Source organism: Streptomyces sp. NPDC058145 (genome assembly GCF_042884245.1).
Lineage (GTDB): Bacteria > Actinomycetota > Actinomycetes > Streptomycetales > Streptomycetaceae > Streptomyces.
On the sequence record NZ_JBHVUH010000039.1, the window covers coordinates 1 to 19,098 of the forward strand.

Annotated in this window: 19 protein-coding genes and 2 pseudogenes; 9 read left to right on the plus strand and 12 right to left on the minus strand. The window is 71.6% G+C overall.

The window, feature by feature from the left end; all coding sequences use genetic code 11:
- Positions 1-256 (minus strand): annotated as a pseudogene (locus ACFVVO_RS38515) (hypothetical protein); the annotation flags it as partial.
- 334 nt (positions 257-590) lie between these two features.
- Positions 591-2,525: a lamin tail domain-containing protein gene (locus ACFVVO_RS38520; protein ID WP_390061499.1), complete on the minus strand. Its 1,935-nt coding sequence runs from the start codon at positions 2,523-2,525 to the stop codon at positions 591-593.
- Between the two features lie 651 nt (positions 2,526-3,176).
- Between ACFVVO_RS38520 and ACFVVO_RS38525 the strand changes: the two genes are divergently transcribed.
- Entirely contained in the window at positions 3,177-3,362 is a 186-nt protein-coding gene (locus ACFVVO_RS38525) for a hypothetical protein (protein ID WP_390061529.1), read from the plus strand.
- A 58-nt stretch (positions 3,363-3,420) separates the two neighbouring features.
- On the opposite strand, the gene ACFVVO_RS38530 is transcribed toward ACFVVO_RS38525, so the two are convergent.
- Positions 3,421-4,125 carry a DUF4232 domain-containing protein gene (locus ACFVVO_RS38530; RefSeq protein ID WP_390061501.1) on the minus strand — a complete coding sequence of 235 codons (705 nt, stop codon included), beginning with the start codon at positions 4,123-4,125 and terminating at the stop codon, positions 3,421-3,423.
- A 315-nt stretch (positions 4,126-4,440) separates the two neighbouring features.
- On the opposite strand from ACFVVO_RS38530, the pseudogene ACFVVO_RS38535 reads away from it, so the two are divergent.
- A pseudogene (locus tag ACFVVO_RS38535) lies at positions 4,441-4,575 on the plus strand (IS5/IS1182 family transposase); the annotation flags it as partial.
- A 175-nt stretch (positions 4,576-4,750) separates the two neighbouring features.
- Here the strand turns inward: ACFVVO_RS38535 and ACFVVO_RS38540 are convergent.
- On the minus strand, positions 4,751-4,891 hold the full coding sequence (locus tag ACFVVO_RS38540) for a hypothetical protein (protein WP_390061503.1): 141 nt from the start codon (positions 4,889-4,891) through the stop codon (positions 4,751-4,753).
- A gap of 131 nt (positions 4,892-5,022) precedes the next feature.
- Between ACFVVO_RS38540 and ACFVVO_RS38545 the strand changes: the two genes are divergently transcribed.
- Positions 5,023-5,310 carry a hypothetical protein gene (locus ACFVVO_RS38545; protein ID WP_390061505.1) on the plus strand — a complete coding sequence of 96 codons (288 nt, stop codon included), beginning with the start codon at positions 5,023-5,025 and terminating at the stop codon, positions 5,308-5,310.
- Here the strand turns inward: ACFVVO_RS38545 and ACFVVO_RS38550 are convergent.
- The 6 genes from ACFVVO_RS38550 to ACFVVO_RS38575 all read right to left on the minus strand — a co-directional run bounded on the left by ACFVVO_RS38550 (position 5,291) and on the right by ACFVVO_RS38575 (position 13,027).
- The gene (locus ACFVVO_RS38550; protein WP_390061507.1) at positions 5,291-7,384 is read right to left on the minus strand and encodes a hypothetical protein; all 2,094 of its coding nucleotides are present in this window, start codon (positions 7,382-7,384) and stop codon (positions 5,291-5,293) included. The two genes, ACFVVO_RS38545 and ACFVVO_RS38550, sit on opposite strands and share 20 nt — an antisense overlap.
- Before the next feature lie 43 nt (positions 7,385-7,427).
- Positions 7,428-8,981 (minus strand): serine/threonine-protein kinase, encoded by a 1,554-nt coding sequence (locus ACFVVO_RS38555; protein ID WP_390061509.1) that lies wholly within the window; start codon positions 8,979-8,981, stop codon positions 7,428-7,430.
- The gene (locus ACFVVO_RS38560) at positions 8,978-10,708 is read right to left on the minus strand and encodes an FHA domain-containing protein (protein ID WP_390061511.1); all 1,731 of its coding nucleotides are present in this window, start codon (positions 10,706-10,708) and stop codon (positions 8,978-8,980) included. Before ACFVVO_RS38560 ends, ACFVVO_RS38555 begins: the two co-directional genes overlap by 4 nt.
- 35 nt (positions 10,709-10,743) lie before the next feature.
- Entirely contained in the window at positions 10,744-12,261 is a 1,518-nt protein-coding gene (locus ACFVVO_RS38565) for a hypothetical protein (RefSeq protein ID WP_390061513.1), read from the minus strand.
- Between the two features lie 288 nt (positions 12,262-12,549).
- On the minus strand, positions 12,550-12,702 hold the full coding sequence (locus ACFVVO_RS38570) for a hypothetical protein (RefSeq protein WP_390061514.1): 153 nt from the start codon (positions 12,700-12,702) through the stop codon (positions 12,550-12,552).
- Between the two features lie 118 nt (positions 12,703-12,820).
- Entirely contained in the window at positions 12,821-13,027 is a 207-nt protein-coding gene (locus ACFVVO_RS38575; RefSeq protein WP_390061516.1) for a helix-turn-helix domain-containing protein, read from the minus strand.
- Between the two features lie 345 nt (positions 13,028-13,372).
- Here ACFVVO_RS38575 and ACFVVO_RS38580 point away from each other — a divergent pair, with 345 nt between their 5' ends.
- Positions 13,373-13,753, plus strand: coding sequence for a hypothetical protein (locus ACFVVO_RS38580; RefSeq protein WP_390061518.1), 381 nt, complete (start codon positions 13,373-13,375; stop codon positions 13,751-13,753).
- A 205-nt stretch (positions 13,754-13,958) separates the two neighbouring features.
- Entirely contained in the window at positions 13,959-14,528 is a 570-nt protein-coding gene (locus ACFVVO_RS38585) for a hypothetical protein (RefSeq protein ID WP_390061520.1), read from the plus strand.
- Between the two features lie 77 nt (positions 14,529-14,605).
- Here the strand turns inward: ACFVVO_RS38585 and ACFVVO_RS38590 are convergent, their stop codons facing one another.
- Positions 14,606-15,025 carry a CBS domain-containing protein gene (locus ACFVVO_RS38590; protein WP_390061522.1) on the minus strand — a complete coding sequence of 140 codons (420 nt, stop codon included), beginning with the start codon at positions 15,023-15,025 and terminating at the stop codon, positions 14,606-14,608.
- 406 nt (positions 15,026-15,431) lie between these two features.
- Here ACFVVO_RS38590 and ACFVVO_RS38595 point away from each other — a divergent pair, with 406 nt between their 5' ends.
- The 4 genes from ACFVVO_RS38595 (at position 15,432) to ACFVVO_RS38610 (ending at position 18,173) form a co-directional block, all read left to right on the plus strand.
- A complete protein-coding gene (locus ACFVVO_RS38595) occupies positions 15,432-15,632 on the plus strand; it encodes a hypothetical protein (protein WP_390061531.1) in 201 nt (66 codons plus the stop codon).
- A 151-nt stretch (positions 15,633-15,783) separates the two neighbouring features.
- Complete coding sequence (locus tag ACFVVO_RS38600) at positions 15,784-16,236, plus strand: hypothetical protein (RefSeq protein ID WP_390061523.1); 453 nt, start codon at positions 15,784-15,786, stop codon at positions 16,234-16,236.
- Between the two features lie 244 nt (positions 16,237-16,480).
- A complete protein-coding gene (locus ACFVVO_RS38605; protein ID WP_390061525.1) occupies positions 16,481-17,119 on the plus strand; it encodes an HD domain-containing protein in 639 nt (212 codons plus the stop codon).
- Between the two features lie 133 nt (positions 17,120-17,252).
- Positions 17,253-18,173, plus strand: a complete 921-nt coding sequence (locus tag ACFVVO_RS38610) for an NADP-dependent oxidoreductase (protein WP_390061527.1) — start codon at positions 17,253-17,255, stop codon at positions 18,171-18,173.
- Between the two features lie 256 nt (positions 18,174-18,429).
- Here ACFVVO_RS38610 and ACFVVO_RS38615 read toward each other — a convergent pair whose 3' ends face one another.
- The gene (locus tag ACFVVO_RS38615; RefSeq protein ID WP_390061528.1) at positions 18,430-18,780 is read right to left on the minus strand and encodes a hypothetical protein; all 351 of its coding nucleotides are present in this window, start codon (positions 18,778-18,780) and stop codon (positions 18,430-18,432) included.
- Between the last annotated feature and the right edge of the window lie 318 nt (positions 18,781-19,098).

Here is a 19,098-nt window from a genome sequence, read left to right on the forward strand (position 1 = left end):
ACGGGGTTTCGCCCCGGGGGCGAAACCCCGCTCCTTGCCCTGCTCCGCAGGAGTTTCGTTTCCTCCCCCACCTAAAGGCGGGGGTATCCACGAAAAGAATCAGATGACTGGTCTCCAGTACCCGGACCGAGTGTCTTGTCTCGGCCAGCACATGGCCACCGCACTCGACACGGACGAGGCGGTCGTCCGGCAGCACAGCGGGCGGCCGCGGGTAGTCCCATACGGACTCGACTTCGCGATGGGTGGAATCAGCCATACCGTCTCCTCGTGGTGCGTGAAACGCGCTGTCCGACGTGTTCATCTCCTCTTCCGTGCATCACGGCTTTCCGGATGAGACGCCCCTCGGATTGGCCGGATCGGGGGCGACGCTGCCCGCCCTGTCGGCAAGCGGTTGTTCACCGACTGGCGGGAGTATTCATCGACTGGCGGGAGCGCCCCGGGGAAGCCGGTCGATGAGCGGGCCGGCAGCCGGGAGACGAGTACGGCGAGGCTCCTGGCAGTCGGTGGGCGGTCATGAGGCCGTCTGCCAGGAGCTTCGTCGTTGCCTGCGGGCTGGGAGCCTTTTCGGTTCTGGCTCCGGCTCACCGGGATCAGCAGGGGAAAGTGCCGCTGTAGAGGGCGTGTCCGTAGGAGGAGCTTGCGGAGCCGAAGCCGTGGATGCCGTCGTCGCTCCAGACCGCTTCGCGCGATCCGTTGACGCAGGTCGACGTGGGCGCGATCGCGAAGCCCTCCAGGTTGTCGATCGGCATGACGGCCGGGTTCGTGTAGGCCACATCCGGCACGATCGTGCCGGCGGCGTTGACCTTCATGAAGGTGTGCGTCTCACCGCAGGTGTTGTCGCAGGTCGCGACGATGCGCTGGGTTCCGGCGTCGAACATCACGTCCATCACGGACGCCTTGCCGGTCGCGACGGTCCCGAACGTGGTGAACGTGCCGTCGGAGTTCAGGCCGTAGACGTGCAGCGTGCCGTCCCACTCCAGGCCGGCGAAGTACAGGCCCGACCCGTGCAGCGGATAGTTCGCCGGGTTGTAGGCGGCGCCGGTGAGCGGGTCGACCCAGCCGTTCGCGGTCAGCCAGCTGTCGGGCACGTAGCCGACGCCCTCGAACCCGAGGTTGGCGTCGTCCTTGCTGCCGGTGGCGAGCTGGGGGAACTGTGAGGTCATGTCCCACTGGTGGAGGGGGGTGAGCGCCGATCCGGTCGCGGCCGGGTCGAACTCCATGATCGTGTCCTTGGGGACCGTGTTGTCGGCGTTGTCGCGCTCGGACGTCACGTAGATGTGGCCGTTGCCGCCGACCGTCACCCCCTCGGAGTCCGGCTGACCCGAGCCGCCCGCGAAGCGGATCTGCTTGCCCGTCGCGCTCCACGACGGGTCCGGAACCCATTTGCCGTTGCTCTTGACCAGCTTGTACAGCCAGTTCTTGTTCTTGGCGGCCCACAGCACCGACGGGTTCGCCGGATCGAACGCCAGCCCGCTCACGTCGCGGCCCTCCGGGCCGGTGGACGTGGTGAACGCGCAGACGTTGTCGGTGATCGTGACGTCCAGCCCGCCCGGCCACGCCGACGTGCCCGCCGGGGTCGAGCCCGTGCCGGAGGGCGCCTCAGGGGTGCAGCCGCTGGTGAGCGAGCCGCCGCCGCCCAGCAGATGACCGGTTTGACCGCCGCCACCGCCACCGCCACCGCCGCCGGCGCCGGAGCAGGAGTTGGCGCTGCCGAGCGTCGCGGTCGTGGAGGTCTGGAACCAGCCGGTGCCGTTCGTGCAGCGCTCGTCGGACGGCTTGGCGCCGTCGGTGGCCCAGGTCACCGAGTCGATGGAGTTGCCGTTGCCGTCGGCGAGGAACAGCGAGTCGGTGTCGCCCAGACCGAGCGTGGAGTTGAACGTGACGTAGCCGCCCGCCGGGATACTCGTCGCGCTCGGCGAGGAGGACGAGATCGAGACCGGGGAGTGAGTGGTGTCGTTGTCGACGTACTTCCACGACCCGATGCTGACCGCGCTTGTTCCGCCGTTGTGCAACTCCACGGTGTCCGAGCCGTCGGAGGTGACCTCGTTGATCCGGACCTGGCTCGCCGACGGGACGGACGACGGGCAGCCCGAGGCGTTCGCGGCGCCGAACGTGGTCGCGGTGGTCGTGGTCGTCCACGCGCCGGTGCCGTCGCCCCCGCAGCGCGCCATCGCCGGCTTCGCCTTGTCGGTGGCCCACTCGGCGCGGTCGACCACCGCGCCGCCGGCGGTGTAGATCACCAGCTTGTCCGAGTCACCGAGCCCCTTGGGCGAGTTGAAGGTGACGAACCCGCCGGCAGTGAGCGTGGTGGCGGACGGGGTGAACGACTGCGGCGAGAAGCTGTCGTCGGACATCTTCCAGCCGCTGAGGCTCACCGCGGTGGAGCCGGTGTTGTACAGCTCCACGGTGTCGTTGTTGGAGGAGGTGACCTCGTTGATGCGGACGTTTGGATAGCCGACCGGGTCGGCGGCCGCCGCGGGCTGAGCTGCAAGCAGCCCGGTGGCCACCAGTCCTGAGAACGTCAAAGCCGCGGCACATACCGAGGCGACGCCGACGCGTGAGTGTGAAGTAGGCACGAGGCGGAACTGTGGTGAAACGACGTTGAATCAGCATGTACTCCGGCTGAATGCCACCTGCTGACCGCCAGAACGCCAGGCGCACGTCGTCGCCGCGTGGTGGCGGCAGCGTCTTGACGGTCTGGATGGCGGGAGTTGGTCGAGAAGGGCGAGGGTTTCGACGGGGTCCGGGGTTCACGAGGCGTTCCCGACCGGCCGTCCATGGCTCCCGGCCGGTTCCGCCAGAGCCGCATGAGGACCCGAGAACGGACAGCATGTGTTCACCGGTTCGGGAGGCAGTCAGCTGTGCTGTGATTCGCCACAGGCCGGCAGGGAGATTTTTGGGAGGATCTCGCGGTGATCAGAGCTGATGACAGCGCCCGCGAGACGCTTCTGCGCCGCGGCTTTGCTCTTGAGTACGCGACCCTTGGCTGGAACGTGATCGGCATCGTGGTGCTCGCCCTCTGCGGAGGGCTGGGACGGTCACGTCGCTGCACGGGCCGGACCGGCGGTGCGGCCCCCTCGTGTGAGCGCGCTGGCAGACCCGGACCGCCGCCCGGGATAGCCTTCCCATCCATTCACACGTCTCTGGAGGCTTCCTGTGCACACCACCGTTGCACGATGTCGGCGAGCTTGCCGGTCTCGATCGAGCCGACCTACGGCGCCGGTTTGCTGCCGCTGATCGACGCCCGCAACTGGCGCTCCGACGTCGACCTCGCCGAGGTGTACGCGGTGTGCGGCATCGGCGCGCGGCTGCTCCGCGCGGCCGAGAGCGCGGGCAGCTCCAGTTCCAGCGCGTCGCAGTGAGGCCTGGCCCGGCCAAGCCGGTGGATCCGGCGCAGGCCGCGGTCTGGCCGACAAGCCGTCAGAAGTCGTATGGCTTCTTGGTGTTCCAGTTCAGCACGTCGGCCTCGTTCCAGCTGAACTGCGGCTTCCGGCCCTTGGCGTCGACCGAGTAGAAGGGGCCGACGTGACCGTCCGTGCCGCGCAGAGCGAGGGCGAACGAGCGCGCCGTGTGGTTCTTCGAGCCGTAGTCGAACAGGTTCACCGCGCTGTATGCCTTGTCTCCGAGCCGGAGCGTGATGCGCTTGTCGCCGCCTGGGGCGTCCTTCTTCGAGTGCGGCAGTGCGGCGCCGTCGACGTCCCCGCCGAGCTTCACGGCCGGGTACGAGGTGACCCAGCACGGTGTGGTGTTCTTGTTCGACGCGGTGACCAGCAGGTGGTCGCCCGGCTGGCCGGCGAACCGGTGCACCGCGGTGACCAGCATCTCGTCTCCGCGGCACTGCTGGACGCCGGCCGTCGTGCTCGTGCTCGCGATCTCGACCGCCCCGCCCAAGGCGGTCGCCGAGCGGGCCCCCTTGTCGGTGTCACCATCACGGCCGGCCTGCTCCGCGCCGTGGTTGCCGTGCCCGTCGGACGCGGTGTGGCTCTGTGTGGCGCCGGCGGCGTGGCCTGTGCCCGCCGCCTTCGAGCCGTCGCCGCCGCAGGCGGTCAGGCCCAGCGCCAGCGCGGCGGTGACGGCCGCCAGAGCGGCGGAGCGGGCGGTACGGCGGGCACGGTGCGTGGTCATGATGAGAACTCCCCCATGGTCGGTCGGGACGTGGCACCTCCCCCCCTGCTCCCGCACGGTGGGATGGCCGCATCGACTGTTTCGCTGTACCCCATGAGATGACGCCGGAATGGGTGTTGTTCCACCGGGTCTGTCCGCATTCGGTAACAAGGCGACCGGGCACGGGCACACCCGTGGGCGCCCGGGCCGCTCGAGGTGGGGCCGTGACCGGGTGGGGCCCGCAGGTGGTTTCGGGACCAGGGCTGACGGGCGGGGGCGGGACGAGCGGCGAGCGTCTGAGGCCGGCGGCGGCTGGACCGATCGCGGCGCCGAGCGGTGGAGCGGCTGGTGCCGGATGAGTTGTGGGAGCTGTTCCAACGAGTGGGCCCGGAGGCTCCGTCGCGGCCTCAGGGCGGCGGCCGGCGGCGGCACGGTGACCGGGAGGTGCTGGCTGCCATCGTGTTCGTGGCGCCCTGAAAACCGGCCACGACCAGGCCAAACACGACTCGCCCGCAATCACGCACCAACTCGTTAGACGTCATCTCATTTGGTTCGGTAGGCATCGCCGACTGGCGGGGCCGCACGTTATGGACCGCCGGGCCGCCGGCCGACCTGGCCGTCTCGGACCATTTCGGAAGCGGGGCGGTCAGGTGGCCAGGAGCCGGAAGTGCAGCACGTCGGTGCCATCAGCAGGGGCTGGCTTGCCGTCCGCGTCGGTGACCGCGGTCACCGCCAGACCGACGCTGGTGGCCAGTTCCTCGAACTGCTGCTGGGTGTACCAATGCATAATCCACGGGCGTTCTTCGATGGTGCTGTCTGAACCGTGGTGGCGTTCGTAGCGGAGAAGCGTCGTCTGGGTTCGCGCTGTTTCGTCGCGATGCTCGGCGACGACGGATACGCGGAGCTCGGCGCCGTCGGGTGCGGTGGCCGTGCGCCGCGACGCTGATCGGCACCGGCACCGGCACCGGCCTGATCACCCCGCTGGGCTTCGCGGCCCTGGCCCCGGACACGCCCGCGGAGCGCCTCGGCCAGACTATGGGCTCGGCGGAGCTGGGCCGCGAACTGGGTGACGCGGGCGGGCCGTTGGTGGTCGCGGCGGTGGCTTCGGCGGCGACCCTGACGTACGGGTACGGCGTACTGGCGGCGCTGCTGGCGGTGGGGCCGGTCATCGCGGCGGTCACGGCCCTCAGGGACAGGCGTAGGTGAAGCTCCCCTTCGCCTCCATCTCGGTCCGCTGGTGCGCGATGCTGAGGCGGGCGGTCCCCCGGAAGCGTCCCGGGCCGCGGACCGTCCAGCGCAGGTGCAACCGTACTCGGCGCTCGCCGCGGTGAGCGGTGCGGACCAGCTCGCCCGAGTCCTGGCCGTCCGCCCGCAGCCACCGGTACGTGACCGGGCCGCCGCGCCCGTCGGTGGTGACGACACCGACCAGGTCGGCCGTCTGACCGCAGTGCAACGGCCCCGCGGGGGCCTGGACCCGCACGGCGAGGACCGTCGGCGCGGGGTCCGGGCGCAGCAGCCAGAGCAGGACGGCGGCGATCGCCAGGACGGCGGTGCCGGCGATCCAGCCCCGGCGACCGCGGCGGGGGCGCCGGGGCCCGGTTGTCGCTGTCTGCCAACGGGCGCGCAGGTCGTCGTGCTCCTCGACGGGAATTCCGGGCCCGAACCGCAGCAGGATCTCGCCCGAGTCCTCCCCGGCCGCTACGGCTCCCGGCGGCGAGGCGACGCGGTTGCGCCTGCCGAGGACGGTGGCCCGGATGTCCCGGTCGGCGGGACGGTGGGCGCGGCCGACGGTGGTGAGCTGCTCGGCCGCGGCCGACGGGTGGGCCGCCGGGGGACGTGCGGGCGCGGGACTTCCGGGGACGCCCTCGCGTGCAGCGGAGTCGGCCACGGCCGGTGCCGGGTGCCGGTCCGCCGCTGGAACGGGGCCTTCGGACGCGGCCTGACGTGCAGCGGAGTCGGCCACGGCCGGTGCCGAGTGCCGGTCCGCCGCTGGAACGGGGCCTTCGGACGCGGCCTGACGTGCAGCGGAGTCGGCCACGGCCGGTGCCGGGTGCCGGTCCGCCGCTGGAACGGGGCCTTCGGGGCGCATCGGGGCGGATGGTTCCGGTGCCTTCGGCCGTGGGGCCGGCGCCGAGGCATGGGGGGCCGCTGCGGCGGACAGTGCCGGGGCCTTCGGGGGGTGTGCCGGGGGGGCAGGAGGCGCTGCGGCCAGGGCTGTCGGTGCCTTGGGGGATCGGGTCCCCTCCAGGACTTCCGGGGCCGCCACGGCCGACGGTGCCGGGGCCTTCGGCGGGTGGGCCGGGGCCGCTGCGGTCTGGGCTGTCGACGCCTTGGGCGGATGGGGACCCTCCATGACTTTGGGGGCCGCCACGGCCGAAGGCGCCGAAGCCTTCGGCAAATGGGCCGGGAAGTCCGGGGCCGCCGCGCCCGGGGCTGTCGGCGTCTTGGGTGGGTGGGCGCTCTCCGGGACGTCCGGGGCGGCCTCGGCGGGAGATGCCGGGGCGTTTGGCGGAGGGGCGAGTCGAGGGGTCGCGGCGGCTGTGGCCGCGCGGAGGGGTGTGCGGTGCAGGATGTCGGCCGGGAGTGCCGCGCGCCCTGCCACCAGCGCGGCCCGGGCCGCCGCCAGGCCCTCCGACTCGGCGATCGCCGAGCAGCGGGCCAACAGGTCCGCGGCGGGAGTTCCGGGCCGCGTCCAGGCGGTGCCGAGCGTGCGGGCCAGGGCGGCCCAGGCGGCCGTGTCGACGGCCTGACGGTGGGCCTGCGGCGGGCCGTCCGACGCCGGTAGGGCCGCCGCGTCGCCCAACACCGTGCCCAGACCCGCCTCGGTCAGCAGGGCGATCCCGTCAGGGGTGAGGAGGACCGTGTCCGGGCCGAGGGAGCCGTGGCTCAGGCCTGCCGCGTGCAGGGCGAGGAGGGTCTGGGCAGTCTCGTTGAGGACGCTGGCCGCGCTGCCCGCGTCCGGGCGTGGGCCGTCGGCGGACAGGACGTCCACGAGCGCGGGGGCCGGGGGCCGGGCCGTGAGCAGCCAGATCTCGCCGGCCTCGGCCACGAGGTCGACCGTGCCGAGCAGTCCCGGCAGCCGGAGCCTCGCCGTGGCGAGCACGACGGCGGCCAGGCGCTCGCGGGTGCCCTCGGGTGCGAGCAGGGCGCGGTCGACGCGCAGCGCACCGAGGGCGTGGTCGCCGGGCCGCGCGGGGAGCAGGGCGTACCAGGTGCCGTGGTGCGCGTCCCGTGACCAGCCGGACAGGGGTCGGCCGGCCACTGTGGTGGCTGTCGTCATCTCGATCCGTTCTCGTCGCGCGGTGTCAGCGGTGCCGGCGGTGTCAACACGGCGGTGCGTCCAGGGACGACGTCTGGGGACCGTTCGCGGCCGCCGGATCGCTGCTGAGCGTGACGTCCCAGCTCCCCCGGCACGGATGGTTGGAGAAGTCCGCCTCGAAGGTCAGGTCGTACCGGGTGCTCCCGGAAAGGGACTGGGACTGGGAGCCGTACGGGTCGGCGGGTGTGTCGACGTAGTAGTCCGCGGTGACGGTCAGCGGTCCGGTGCCCGTCGTCTCGACCGTCACCGCCGCGACCAGCGTGCCCGGCTTCTGCCCGCGCTCCCAGGAGCCGATCGTAATGGTGACCGTGCCGGGGGTGGCCGCGTCCGGGGAGGCGGTGGCCGGCGGCTCGGCCGGTGCGGTCCTCTCCGTGGACGGCGTGGGCGAGGAGGTCGGGCTGTCCGACGGGGAGTTGGAAGGCGAGGCGTCCGTCGTGGGCGGTGCGCCGGTCGGCGAGCTGGACGCGGAGGGTGAAGTTCCGCTCGCAGTGGTTGAGTTGAGTGGTGAGGGGGTCGAGCTCGCCACCGTCGTCGACGTGTCGTGCGGCCGGCCCGACGCGTACGTCGCTCCACCCGCGACGACCACCAGCGCGGCCACGCCCCCGGTCGCCACCTTCCATCCGCCGCGTCGCAGCCTGCCCAGCAGGGTGAGGGCCCGGGCCGAGCCCTCGAACGTCGCGGTCGTGCTGAACGGGAACAACAGGGCGAGCAGCGCGGCGAGTTCGGCCAGCCGACGGCGGCCGCGCTCCTCCCAGCCCGCGCCGTAGGCCTCGGTGGCGGACCGCTCCAGGTCGGCGAGGAACGCCTCGACGCCCGGCCGGTGCGCCGGGTCCTTCGCCAGGCCCGTGCGCAGCAGCCCGCGCACCGGCGCGGGTACGTCGTCCAGCGGGGCCGGTGCGCGCAGGTGCTGCAGACGCAGCGCGGTCACGTCGTCGGCGGCGAAGGGCCGCCGTCCGGTCAGGCACTCGAAGAACACGACGGAGGCCGCGTAGACGTCGGCGGCCGGACCGGCGGCCTCGCCGTCCCACTGCTCCGGCGCCATGTAGGCGGGCGTGCCCGCGGCCTCGGTCTCCCGGCCGCTGCGCACGGCGATGCCGAAGTCGGCGAGCGCGCTGGTGCCGTCGGCGCGGACCAGGATGTTCTCCGGCTTGTAGTCGCGGTGCACCACTCCGGCCGCGTGGGCCGCGCCCAGGCCGAACAGGGAGCCCTTGAGCAGGACGAGCGCTGCCTCGGGCCCGGTCGTCCCGTGCCGGCGCAGCAGGTGGCGCAGGCTGACGCCGTCCACCGCCTCCATCACGATCGCGGCGCCGGCACGCGCCTCGACGTACTCGTACAGCCGCACCACGCACGGGTGCCGCAGCTCGCCGAGCAGCCGGGCCTCGGCGCGGAAGCGGGTCAGGAACTCCCGGTCCGCGCGCAGGCGTTCGCTGAGGTACTTGACGGCGACGGGCACGCCGGTCGTGGTGTTCCGGGCGAGGACGACCCGGCCGCCGGCTCCCTCGCCGAGCGTGCGGACGGTCTGGTAGCCGGGTACGACCCAGCCGGCGTCGTCGGTCATGCCGTCCCCGCCGCGGGCGCGGCGATCGCGGAGCCCAGCGGCAGTTCCTTCGCGTCCCGCCGGCGCCGTACCCGGCGCAGCAGCCGGCGCAGGGGCGCGGCCCACACCGGAAACGCGACCAGGGCCGCGACCGCCGCCTCGATCACCGTGGTCCACGGCTCGGCCAGCCGGCCCTCCAGCAGGTCGCCGATCCGGGAGCGCCAGGCCAGCAGGGCCAGGGCGAGGAAGCCGTAGGTGCCCACGACGACCGCGAGGCCGTAGGCGGCCATGCCCGCCTGACGAGCGCCTGGCCGCTGACCCGCGCGCAGGTCGCGCCACAGGCCGGTACGGAAGTAGGCGCTCGCCTCCTCGCGCAGCCGGGGCACCCGCAGCGCGTCGGTCAGCGCCTGGTAACCGTCCAGCGGCATCATGGGGTTGAAGTTGTAGAGAGTGTTCAGGTAGAGGCCGAAGGCCAGGTGGTAGAGGACGGCCGAGGCGGGTCCGGCGGGCAGCAGGGCCGCGCCCGTGGCGCACCAGCCGGCCAGCGCCGCCGTGGACAGCGGCCCGGACAGCGCCACCACGACCCGTGACCAGCGGGTGCCGAACCACATGTCGCTGGTGTCCACGAACGCGAACGGCATGCCCATCATCAGCAGGAAACCGCCGCGCCTGACCTTGCGGCCGTACGACTTCACGGCCAGCGCGTGCGTCAGTTCGTGGACGAGCAGGGCGGTGACGTATCCGGCGGCCAGCAGCACGGGGCCCCAGGCGCCCGCCCCGCCGAAGTCCAGCAGGTGGTGGTGGCCCTGGGCGGCGAAGAACGCGACGAGGCCGCCGGCCACCGACAGCCAGGTGAGCAGCACACCGGTACGGGTGAACAGCCGCCAGCCGAAGGCCTGGTAGAGCCGGCTCACCAGCCGGTCGAGGCCGGGTACGGACACCTCCAGCTTCAGCAGCGCCCGGTACACCGCGCGCCCCGCGCGGCGCCAGCCCGCGGGCCGCTCCTCCTCCGGCCGGCCGGGCAGACCGCGCAGCAGCCCGGCGTCCGCGAACGCGGCCAGCGCGGACTCGATGCGGGGCAGGGCGAGTTCGCCGTAGCGCTCGGCGTAGGCGAACAGCAGGTCCCGTACGGTGTTCTCGCCGTCGACGGCGTGCCACAGAAAGACCTGACGCTCGTCCAGTTCCAGATAGCGCCCGGTGCGTGTGCTGCTGAGCACCCAACGAGGGGCGCCGCGTTCGGTGGGGACCTGCTTCAGGGCCCAGCCGGAACGCCGGCGGGGGCGCGCGGTGAGCGGGCCGTTCGCCTCCGGTGCCTCCTCCTGTCCGGCGGTGGGGAGTTGGGTCAGCTGGGTGCCGACGACCATCGTGCGGGAGCCGATCCGGGTGTCGCGGGGTTGCTCGAACACCAGGCGTACGTCGCCGACGGACAGCTCGGTGCCGTCGGCCAGACCGGCCGCGCCGCCGTGCAGGTCGACGCCGCCGACGGCGGTGCCGTTGAAGGAGTCCAGGTCCTCGATCCGGAAGCCCTCACCGGTACGGACGACGCGGGCGTGGCGGCGCGAGACGCTGCCGTCGGACAGGACGACGTCGTTGTCCTCGCCCCGGCCCAGCGTGGTGACCGGGCCGGTCAGCGGGACGAGCAGGGTGGGCTCGTCGAGGCCGCGCAGCTGGGGCGCGGCGTACGCCGTCGGTGCGGCACCCCGGCGCGGGGTGCCGCAGTGCAGGCAGTACGGGAAGTCGCGTCGCACGTGGACGCGGCAGACATGGCAGAGCATGCGGTGGCTCAGCCCCCGCCGGAACCGCTGAGGAACGTGCCGCCGTTGAAGCCGCCGTCCGCGTCGGGTGCGGAGGGCGACAGGTGGGTGGCGATGTCGCCGGTGCCGGGCAGGTCGATGCCGCCGCGCACGGTCGTCCCGGCACGGCCGAGGGTGCCTTCGCGGCCACCACCGCCACTCGGACGGTTGCTGTTCTCCGGGTCGCCGCCGCCCTCACCGCCGCCGCCACCCTCACCACCGCCACCGTGACCACCACCGCCACTGGGACGGTTGCTGTTCTCCGGGGCGCCGCCACCTTCACCGCCGCCGCCACCCTCACCACCGCCACCGTGACCACCACCGCCACTGGGACGATTACTGTTCTCCGGGTCGCCGCCACCTTCACCGCCGCCGCCACCCTCACCACCGCCACCGTGACCACCACCGCCGCTCGGACGATTACTGTTCTCCGGGTCGCCGCCGCCCTCACCGCCGCCGCCACCCTCACCACCGCCACCGTGACCACCACCGCCGCTCGGACGATTACTGTTCTCCGGGTCGCCGCCGCCCTCACCGCCACCGCCACCGCTGTCGCCGCCGCCGTCGCCGTCGCGGTCGTAGATGCCTCCGTGACCGAAGTGACCGGCGTCCCCGCCGCCTTCACCGCCCCCACCGCCGAAGCCGCCGTCCCCACCGGCACTGCCGAAGCCGCCGTGGCCACCGAACCCCCCGGAACCGATACCCCAGCCACCGGGGCCACCGTCACCGAATCCGCCATCGCCGAAGCCACCATGGCCGAGCCCACCGTCACCGAACCCGCCGGAAGCCGGACCGCCGTCCCCGAACCCGCCCTCGCCTCCGCCGAACCCACCGCCGGCACCGCTGAAGCCACCATCGGTAGCGCCACCGAACCCGCCGAAGCCCCCTTCGGCTCCGCCGAACCCGCCGTCGCCACCGAACCCGCCGAAGCCCCCCTCGGCACCCCCGCCGGCATGCCCACCGAGTCCGCCGAGGTCGGCGCCCGTCCCCTCGTTCCCGTACTCGCCGAACCCGCCGAACCCGCCGAACTCCCCCGGTCCACCGCTCACTTCGGCCGGAGACTTGTCCAGCAGGGGACCGCCGAGCAGACTGTGGGCGCCGGTCGAGGGCACATCCAGTCCGCCCACGCCCTCCTGGGCGTCGATCGGAGCCATCGGGGCGGACCCATGGCCGTCGGAGCCCGCGCCACCGGCACCGTGCTCGCCGGAGACGTGGTCCGCCGGAGCGGCGTGGTCGGCCGGAACGGCATGGTCGGCCGTGATGTCGTAGTGCGCCAGCGCGTGCGCCGCGCTGCCGAAGAACAGGGACGACTTGGACAGTCGTGGGTCGAGTGCGGCCGGTCCCCCGTCCGTGCCGGACTCCACGCGGAGGGAGCGGAGGCCGGCAACCTGTGCGGGCGTCAGGCCGAGTCTTCGCGCCACCTCTTCGGTGTCGCCGTCGAGTTCGGCCCGGAAGTCCGGGTCCACGGCCAGCCGGGTCAAGGCAGCACGATAGGCGTCGTCGGTCATGGTTCGGTCTCCGTCGGTCTGCGGGCACTGATGCCGATCGCGGCGGAGCCGAGGATCCCCCCTGGTCGGCGGCAACTGCCATTTCCGGCCATCCCCGCCGATACCTGCTGGAGACGTTATAGAGCTCTGGCATGAGCAGCGCAAGAGCAGCGAGCAGCGACCTTCAGCACTCCGACCGTCCGCCCGCGCCAGACGCCCACCGATCGGATCCGGCCATCGGCCCGCCGGTCCGTGGCCGACCCGTCGAACAACTCGCGCCCCAGGTGTCCCACGGCGGGCGGGGTCGTGTCAGCCCTGCCGGTCGCCCCGCCGGAAGCGGGCGATCCACTCGGAGGTGGTCCGCGGGCCGCCGAAGGTGTAGAAGTGCACCTTCAGCTCGCCGTGCCGCGCCGGGTCGTACTGCCGGGCGAGCGTGAGCAGGAAGCGGTCGGGTCCGGCCATCTATGTGCAGAGGGACCGCGAACCGTAGCGTCTCGACGAGCACTACGTTCTGCGCGGCTGCGGTCAGGGCAGGGTCGTGCCGACTACCTCCACGCATGCCAGCCGCCAAGCCCCTCCTTTACCGAGCGTCTCGGCCTCGGTTGTCGCCGCCCCGCGTGCGCAAGGTCGTCCCGGCCTCGGTGAGCAGGCGGTACACGAAGCCGTAGGAATGCCCGCAGCCCTCCGCGAGTGCCCGGATGGAAGCGCCCTTGTCGTACGCCCGTCTCAAGTCGACGCGTAGCTTCAGCCGCGGCTCCCCCTTGATCCACGTACGACTGCCGAGCACGGCGCCCTCCCCTCCACAGACGATCACTCTTCAGATAGCTCGCGGCGCACCGGCGTGCCTTTCACCCTCATGGTCAACGGCGCCGCCCAGGCTCGGGACACGAGTCCCGCTCGATCACCCACCGGGCCGTGCGCCGTCGACCGCGACCCGCTGTCCATTTCGCGGCCTGCGCTCCCCTGCGCCGTCAGCGTCCAGCGGCACCTGCCCTCGCGGTGGCTAGTTGACGTAGACGGGGGGGCGGTTGGATGGGGCTCACCACCAGTTCCTAGCTTTCGAGAGTGAACGCCATGCCGACAAAACCCACCGAGACCCTTCAGGGGGAACTGACGAAATGCGGCTCGCGAGGTGACGGAATGCCTGGGGCTGCTCGCCCTGTGGTGGCTGCTCGCCCAGCTCCGCCGACGCCATCCCTCCCAGGTGCCTGTCGGCGAATACGGTGCCCAGCAAGGCCTCGAGCTCAGCCGCGGCGCACTCAGCGACGCGATCGCGGCGGAGGCCGTATCCCTGCCGGGCGTCGCCAGGGCGAAGATCCGTCTCACCGGTCGCTCAGCCCGTCCTCGCGCCGACATCACCCTCCCTCTCACCCCGGCCACAGCACCCGACGCCGCACTCAAGGAGCTGAGCGAAGGGCCTCCGGACAACGCCCGCCGGTCCACCGGCCGCGACGACCTTTTCGCCGAGACCCGCCTGCGCGTCGCTCACCAGAAGGCCCACCGCGTGGCGTAGGCCGACGCCTTGGTGGGGGCCCGGGCATGCGGTAGCGCGTCTACAGGTATCCGCGCATGGCCCCGCTTGGGAACAGCCGCGGGGGCACCGGGCAGCCGACAACGCTTGTGTCGGGAGGCAGCCGGCCTGCTCAACGCCGCATATGGGCCGTGACAATGGGAAGCCGGAGTGAGCCCCCTTTGAAGCCAAGAGGAGGGAGTCCACGATGAGCCAGGCCAGAAAGAGCTGGTCGGATCTTTCGCAGTCGTCGCGCGTGGTCACCTCTGCACTCCACCGCTTGCCCGGAGCCGAGCAGGTGAGCAGGGTCGCCGACGGCGCGCTGGACCGGATAGGCACGGTCTCTCCGGCAGGCCGCCGGATGGCGGTCTATACCGGGGCCGCAGTGCTTGCTGCGGCCGGGGTCATGGAATGGCCGGTCGCTCTCACCGGCGCAGCCATCGCCTGGCTGACCCAGCCACGGCCCGATCAACCAGCGCGGCCTTCAGTGGGCACAGACATGGCAAGCGAGACGACGCCGGAGCGCGAGGCGCACGTAGAGGCCGGGCCCGGCTTGCCCCTGGCGAAACCCACCAGCGCGACGTCATATCGCTCCGGTGCCGGCGACAGGTTCCCACTCTCCCACTTCCGCCGCCTCCAGGGTTACGTGCATGAACAGCCCGCCAAGGTCGGGGACAGCGCCACGAGCCGGGGGCTCAAGCAGGTTGCGGAGGCATCTGCGCACCACCACAACACGGCTTCGCCGGAAAACCACCGCTCACGCAGCCAGGCCCGGTAGCTGGACCGGGCTCTGACTTCACGCGTGAGGAACGTCGCCGACAACCTCGCGGCGTTCCTCACGCGATATGGGCTGTCCTACTGATTGGGCCTGGCGGCGCTGATGTCGCCGAGTGCCGAGTGTTCATCGCGTTCGATCGCCAGGTCGCCGATGGAGACAATGCCCACGGCGTGGCCCTCCTCAACGACCGGAAGGCGGCGGACGGAATGCTCACGCATGAGCACGACCGCACGGTCGACGTCCTCGTCCGGGGTGATGGTGACAAGATCTTCGCTGCAGGCGGAAGCCACGGTCTTCTCGCCCGGGTCGCCGCCTTCCGCGAGCGCACGTATCACGAGGTCGCGGTCACTGACCAGGCCCCGCAGTTCGTCTCCCTCGGTGATCAGCACGATCCCGATGTCTTCGTCGCGCATCCGCTGCGCCACCGCCGTCACCGACGCCTGCGGCTCCACAGTCACCAGACGGCTGGTCATGATGTCCCGCACATGCTGCGTCATGACGCCTCCTTTCGCGGGTTGGGAACTGGTGCCCACCGGGCTACGCCGGCCGGGTACCCGACGCATGGCCCCACCGCACCCGATGGCGGGCTCAGATTCCGATGACCGCCCGCTGGCGGTGGCGTATCCATTCGGTGGGCAGCCACAGCGTCGAACCACCCATGCTGGTGAAGGCCCGCGGCCTCGCGCGCAGAGCCTCAACTCCCGCGAACCGGGCGCCTTCACCGACATCAGCGAGACCGTCGGCCGGCTCCTGGCCTCGCACGCCGCAGTCGCCTTCTCGGTCAGTTCATGATCTCTCAGCCCGTCTGGGTCACCATCGATAGCGACCCGCTCGTGACCGGGCGAGGGTGGGCTGAGATCCGACTTCTCCGTCGGCTCGTCTCTGCTCCGAAGGAGCACAGTCATGTCCGGACGCAATACCGTCATCCGTAGCCTGCACGATCTGGGACTGGCGGCGTGGTTCGGCGGCTCCCTGATGGGCGCGGTCGGACTCAACGGCGCGGCACGACAGGAAGGCGCCACGGAGACCGCCCAGCTGCATCCGGGTCCGAACTCCGGCCAGGTCCATGAGGTGGCGCAGGCCATGTCGCAGCGTGCGCGGTGACAGACCCAGCCGTACCGCGGCCGTCGAGTCGGTCACGCCAGCCAGCAGGAGCGCGAGGATCCTTCGGTCGAGGTCGGTCGGGCCGTCCGACCCGAGCACGACGACGGGCTCCACCTCCTGTCCGGCCCCTGACAGTTCCAGCGGGTGGGCGATGCGCCACACCGTCTCGACCAACGCGTCCAAGACCGAGGAACTGGCCGCACTCGGCCACGGCACCTACTGGGACGGCTACTTCGCCAGCCGCGCCGCACCACTGGGACGGGTGTCGGCCCCAGTCGTGCACGCGGCCTTCTACAACTTCGCCGACGGGGAAGCCGCACGGCACATCCCCAGCGCCTGGGAGACGATCCCGGCCGAGGCCTCCGTCGCCGCGCGGGAGCGGGGCAGCGCGGCCTCCCTACGACGCATCCTCGGCGACGAGCTGGTCGACTCCCCGGGCTTGGTGCGCGCCGCAGACATCACCACCAAGGCTGCGACGAACGCCCCCACCGGAGGCCGGGTGATGTACGCCGGCATGCGCACCCTTGAGGTACCCACGGCGATCCGCAGTCCGATCGAGGAGGTGACCTCGATGCCCGTCGCCGACACCAGGGCGATCCGGTAGTCGGCGCCGAGCAGATTCGTCTCCCCGAAGACCTCGGCAGGGCCGGGGACGTCCAGCGGCTTCACGCCGTCGTGGACGAGGATCGCCACCCGATGCGTGCCCGGGCTCACTGGCCCATCCTGGGATGACTGGATTCGAGTGGTTCATGGCACGACCGAGGCGGCGCCGGGGGTCGTGCGGTCGGCACGTGGAGGACGGACACACGGTCCACTCGTAACAGATCGCATCGGAGAGCACAGTCACCATGACGGACATCATCGCAGGCGTGGAAATACCCGAGACGTCGGCCGTCGCACAGGCCACGGAATTCATTGAAGACAGGACCAGTCCGCTGATCTTCCACCACTCCTGGCGTGTATTCCTCTTCGCCACACTCCACGCGCCTGCGTTCGATATGCGGCCCGATCCGGAGCTGCTTTACATCTCGGCGATGTTCCATGACGTGGGCCTTGTGCTCCCCTTCTCCGCAACGCAGCAGCGTTTCGAACTGGACGGCGCCGACCACGCTCGGAAATTCCTGCTCGACCGCGGATTCTCGGAGAACGCGGCCGATGTGGTGTGGCGGGCCATCGCACTCCACACCACGCCCGGGATCCCCGGCCGGATGGAACCCGAGGTCGCCGCCACGAACTTCGGCGTGCTGACCGACGCGGTCGGCTGGGGGCTGGACAAACTGGAGAGCGACCGGCTGGACGAGATCGTCGCCGCTCATCCGCGCGGTGATTTCAAAGAGGAATTCTTGCAGGTATTCGTCGACGGCCTCAGGGACCGACCGGACACCACCTACGGGACCGTCAACGCGGACGTCCTGGAGCACTTCGTCCCCGATTTCCGCCGCACGTCGATGGTGCAGCGGATCATGGACTCTCCGTGGCCGCGCTGACGCGAGCGTATGCCGGCGATCGCGCTGATACAGACGCGTCCCGTCCTATCCGCCGCCCGCACTAGGCATCCCCCCCCCGCATGAATTCGCCCGCAGACGCATAAGGAAAATCCTCAGCAAGAAAGGAACGCTCGTGCGCGCCATAACCGTTCGGGATCGCGAGGCAGGGATCACGGGGCTGAGCCTCGAGGACCTGGCCCCTCCCCACGCCGCCGAGAACGACGTCGTCCTGCGGGTGCACGCCGCCGGCTTCACCCGCGGGGAGCTCGACTGGCCCGCGCCCTGGACCGACCGCGCCGGCCGCGATCGCACTCCCAGCGTGCCGGGCCACGAGGTCTCGGGGGTGGTGAAGGAACTCGGCTACGGGACGACCGGCCTCACCATCGGTCAGCGCGTGTTCGGACTGACCGACTGGACCCGCGACGGCGCGCTCGCCGAGTACGTCGCCGTGGAAGCCCGTAACCTCGCGCCGCTGCCCGCCGACATCGACCACACACTGGCGGCAGCACTGCCCGTCTCCGGCCTGACCGCGTGGCAAGCCCTGTTCGACCACGCCCGGCTCACCGCCGGCCAAACCGTCCTGATCCACGGCGCCGCGGGCGGAGTCGGCTCGATCGCCGTCCAGCTCGCCCGCGCAGCGGGAGCCCGTGTTATCGGCACGGGCCGCTCCACCGACCGGGACACCGTCCTCGACCTGGGCGCTCACGCGTTCCTCGACCTGGAGGCCGACCGGTGGGAGGAGACCGGTCAGGTCGACGTTGTCTTCGACGTGATCGGAGGCGAGATCCTCGACCGCTCCGCCGCCCTGGTACGCGCCGGCGGCACGCTCGTCACCATCGCCCAGCCGCCCACCGCGCGCCCGGAGGACGGTCGGGCCCTCTTCTTCGTGGTGGAACCCGACCGCGACCGCCTCGGCGACCTCGCCGAGCGTCTGCGAGACGGCCGGCTGCGGGTACGGATCGGGGCCGTCCGGCCGCTTGCCGAAGCGGTCGACACCCTCACCACCAAGGAGCGCGTCCCCGGCCGTACGATCATCCGTGTCGCCGAGGACTGAGCGCCACCAAGGGCACTGAGCCGGCGCCAGGCCGGTATCGCCGGCGGCGATGGCCCGCCGGGAGCGCACGGGAATGTCCCGCGGTCCGGCCCGGCATTGCATGTCGTGATCGTGGAGGGGACAGTACCTACCCCCGTCCCCTCATGGGCCGAAAGCCTGTAACCCACCACCGTGAGCAGCCAAGTCGGCCCCAAGCGGCCTCCACCGGCCGCCCAGAAGTCACCCGCCCTGCCATGGACAAGCCAACCTGACCAGCTCACCCACCCGAACAAGCGGCCCGGTAGACGGCAATGAGGGCAGTGAGGCGCGGGTTGAACCCCTCTGCCTCCTGCAGGGCCGGATCGGGCATCGAGTCGTCGACGGCATAGCCGAGGGCGGGGCACCCGGTGACGTGCCCACGCAAGGCGTCCAGGTGATCGAGGAGAGCAGCACGGCGAGCCTGCTCGGGGTTCAGCGAGCGCAGCCACGCGAGACGTTCCGCCGTGGTCTCGGGGCGCGGGGGCAGATCGCGACGGATACCGTCTGCCCGCCGGGTGAGGATGTTCCACACGGGCATGCGCAGCGCCGCGACCAGTGTGTCGGGTGCGGCCTCCACGGTGGGCGTCATGGTCCCCACAGTCGCAGCGACCACTGACAGCGCGATGCACCCCGGGCACCAGGTCAGTCGTCCGTGGTGCGCTCGATAGTGCAGTCGGCTCAGCCGTGCGTTCCCCGTCATGGCTGGGAAGGCACGGCTTTGGTAGGCGGACGCTGGCGCTGGCCGGGTGCCACGCCAGGGCGGGGGCAGCGCTGCCGACGGAGCCGACCGAGGGTGGCTTTGTCCTTGAGAACGGGTTCTGGTCCAACTTCTGTGGTGTGCCTACTCCCTGTGATCGTGGGTCTTGCTGGTAGGTCTCGCGAGATCGTCTAGAAACTGCCGGTGCCG